Raw genomic sequence first — 2883 nt, forward strand, 5'->3', positions numbered from 1 at the left:
ACACCACGCAAGACCCGAGTCAGGTAGGCAAGGGCGATCAGGGCCAGAACGGCTGGAGCGTAGAGGGCTGGAACTACAACAAGGATCGCCAGCAGATCGTGCGGGGCACGGTGGGTGCGGGCGATGTGGTGGTGCGTGGGGATAACGCAGGGCAGGACTCGACCGCTGGTTTGAACCGGGATGTGAGCAGGGCTTATGAAGTCACGAAGGACGATGAGCATCGGACTGATTTGTATGTGACCAAGTCTTCGGTGGAGGCGGTAAGTTCGCCGACCGTGACGACCAAGCGGTGGATGGAGCAGCTCACGCAATACGACGAAACGGCGAAACAGAACTACGAGACGGCGGGCCGCGACTTTGCACGCATGATCAACAGGATCGAGCGTAGTACGGGCCGTCAGATGGATGCCCAGGTTGTTGCTCGGATGGGTGAGAACTTTGCCGAAACCTCGCTCGACGCAATCATGCAGGCAGGCGCGACGAGCGAACAGGGTATGCAGCTTCTCGCCGACCGCGAATTCCAGCAAACGGTTATCGAAGAAATCGGTTATCTGACAGGCATTGATCTGGAACCTTTAGCGCCATTGCGCGCTGCGTTAGAGGCCAATGCGGGTGGTGATCAGGCACTGGAACTACCGCCCCTAAACATCACTGAGCTCGATACAGAAAAACTCACATTGTCGCAGTCCACTCTGCGCTCGATGGCAACGATCAGCGACTATATTCAAGCGCATCCCGATCAACAGGAGGCCGTTGGGGTACTGCTATCCGTTGCCCAGGGCGCCAAAGGCGTAGCGCAATACGCTGTGCTTCAAGTAGTCGCTAAGACACCCGTTGGTAAAGCGTTTGAAGATAAAGTCGCTCAGTACAGTGATCTGTTGGGCAAAGCGGTTGCCGACAGCCTGGAGGGCATGACGCTCGATGAAAGGAATGAGTTTGAAAATTCACTGGTAGGCGGGGGCAAGTTAATTGCTTCTGTTTTGACAGGGGCAGTTCCAGGCCGTAAAGCTCATGGCGAGCGCAAGACAGTTTCTGTCGAGAAACCGCACAGCGAGTCCCGACCCTCTGACAGGGCTCCCTGCTGTTTTGCTGCGGGGACAAAGGTGTCGACACCTGCGGGTGATCGCGTTATTGAATCACTCAAAGTCGGCGACATAGTTTGGACCAAGCCTGAGCGAGGCGGAAAACCCTTTGCGGCTAGAGTCCTGGCCACTCACCAGCGCTCAGACCAACCCATCTATCGTCTCAAGCTCAAGAGCATACGTGCGAGTGAAGCGGTATCGGGCGAAACTCTGCTCGTCACTCCTAGCCATCCGTTTTATGTGCCAGCGCAGCGCGACTTTGTTTCTGTTATCGACCTGAAACCTGGCGATCGCCTGCAATCGCTGGCAGATGGGGATTCAGAGAATAGCTCGTCGGAAGTTGAGTCGCTGGAGCTGTATCTGCCGGTGGGTAAGACGTATAACCTGACGGTGGATGTCGGCCACACGTTCTATGTGGGTGATCTGAAAACGTGGGTTCACAATGTGGGACCCTGTGATATTTCTCAGGGCAATAATAAGGGCGTTATCAAAGCAAGCGAGACTATTGGCAGGCCAGTAGAAGCAGTTGTAAATGGTCGTAAGAGACTTCTACGCGTGGATATCGAGCCTAACGGCAAGCTTCAAATACAGTCCGGCGGTGGCAAAGATTCAATCGTTGACTTTAGGCCGGATTTATACATGCCGCTTGGGCCGCAAATCAATGCAGCTTTCAAAAGACAGCCTAAGTCTGTTAGAGATCAGCTGATAAAGAATGCTGAAAAGGCACTTAAGAAACTTCAAGATACTGGAAATATGTGATGAGTATAAAATACTTAACAATTTTTAATAAAAATTCAAGCCTCCCCGAGAGACAAGATTTGATTAATAGATCGTGGGGTGATCTGCCAACTTCGCATATTCAAGGTGGAGAAACAATCAAAGATTCCGATTATTTGGACATAAAGGTTAACAAGTGGGAGGTTAATCCACTTTGGAGCAAAAAGCAAAGTCCTGAGCCTTTTATACGTATTGAGATTTTGAAGGATGAAAAACTGAATGCTTACTTGAAATCCTCTGGTTTGATTGACAGGTTAGCGGTGGAGTCTAATTTTGCTATGGTCATAGAGATGGATGAAGGGGCGATAGATGTCGATCAAGTTTTAATGCTAAATTTTCTAGCAGTGCTCAGTAATTTTTCCGATATTTTTAAGCTCAGTCATGATGATGCAAGCTTCGAAAAGTTAATCGCTCCTTCTCTCTTGTCGGTCGATGAATTATATAAATTAATAAACTCTTATGGGCTATAAATCGCAAGCTTTCAGTGTTTTAGGCGCGACGATCGTCAGATGCTCAACGGCATCTTCTGGATCTTATGCTCAGGCGCCAAATGGCGTGATCTTCCAGAGCGCTTTGGGCCTTAGAAAACCGTTTACCGACGCTTCTGGCAATGGCGTGACAACGGCACTTTCGAGCAGGCTTTGCGCCATTTACCCCTTCGCTTGCGTGAAGACGGCTTTATCGACTTGGATACCTCGATGATCGATTCGACATCCATCCGAGCTACCCGAGCAGCCAGCGGTGCTGAAAATAAGGGGCCCGCAGGAACCGCATTACCACTGTCTCGGCCGTAGCCGAGGCAGATTGACCAACAAGATTCATCCCGCCTGTGATAATTCGGCAACAGCAAGGAAAGCAGTCGCCAAGTTGTGTCGCAAACGAGCAATCGCGGCTCGACGTTGGATGCCGGCAACGACTTGAACATCGCTGCCAACAATGATGTGCGTATCCGCGGCGGACAGTTGCAGTCGGGGCGCGATATCAACATTCAGGGCCGTGACATCACGCTCGATGCGGCCAAGGG

Annotated in this window: 2 protein-coding genes and 2 pseudogenes; all 4 read left to right on the forward strand. The window is 51.3% G+C overall.

What is annotated here, in order from left to right; translation table 11 throughout:
• On the forward strand, positions 1-1841 hold a 1841-nt coding region (locus FS767_RS21520), incomplete at its 5' end, for a Hint domain-containing protein (RefSeq protein WP_256674301.1).
• Entirely contained in the window at positions 1841-2329 is a 489-nt protein-coding gene (locus tag FS767_RS21530; protein ID WP_144968134.1) for a hypothetical protein, read from the forward strand. The genes FS767_RS21520 and FS767_RS21530, both read left to right, overlap by 1 nt.
• A 21-nt stretch (positions 2330-2350) precedes the next feature.
• Positions 2351-2693: pseudogene (locus FS767_RS23270) on the forward strand (IS5 family transposase); the annotation flags it as partial.
• A gap of 17 nt (positions 2694-2710) precedes the next feature.
• A pseudogene (locus FS767_RS23610) lies at positions 2711-2883 on the forward strand (hemagglutinin repeat-containing protein); the annotation flags it as partial.

Origin of the sequence: Pseudomonas sp. DE0010 (assembly GCF_007680745.1) — a bacterium.
In the GTDB taxonomy this organism is placed as follows: Bacteria; Pseudomonadota; Gammaproteobacteria; order Pseudomonadales; family Pseudomonadaceae; genus Aquipseudomonas; species Aquipseudomonas parafulva_B.

Excerpts from the sequence above, each read along its gene's own strand:
- FS767_RS21530 (WP_144968134.1), top strand. The coding sequence starts at position 1,841 with ATGAGTATAAAATACTTAACAATTTTTAATAAAAATTCAAGCCTCCCC.